The following is a 267-nucleotide window of genomic DNA, read 5'->3' as shown; positions in this document are numbered from 1 at the left end:
GCCGTCCCGGCGATGGGGTCGCGCGGACGTCGTTGCGGTGGGGCAGGGGAAGGCCGCGTCCGCCCGGCGTCAGCCCAGCAGCGCCGCCTTGTCCACGTCGAGCGCCCGGGCCAGCTCGTCGAGCACCGCGTGCTCGCTCTGCGTGATGCCGCCCTTGTCGGCCACGTCCGCGGCGATGAGGAAGACGTGCTGGCGCTGCTCCAGGGGGCGGTCGGCGATGGCGGCGACGTGCTGGCTGTTCTCCAGGCGCCCGGCGCGCAGCTCCGC

1 pseudogene is annotated in these 267 nt (G+C 76.0%); it reads right to left on the bottom strand.

The annotated features are described in order from the left end of the window. Positions 1-69: 69 nt before the first annotated feature. Positions 70-267 (bottom strand): annotated as a pseudogene (locus EOD29_RS32255) (Tellurite resistance protein TerB); the annotation flags it as partial.

Source organism: Mesorhizobium sp. M1A.T.Ca.IN.004.03.1.1 (assembly GCF_003997555.1).
In the GTDB taxonomy this organism is placed as follows: Bacteria; Pseudomonadota; Alphaproteobacteria; order Rhizobiales; family Rhizobiaceae; genus Mesorhizobium.
This window is presented reverse-complemented; position numbering and strand designations above follow the sequence as displayed.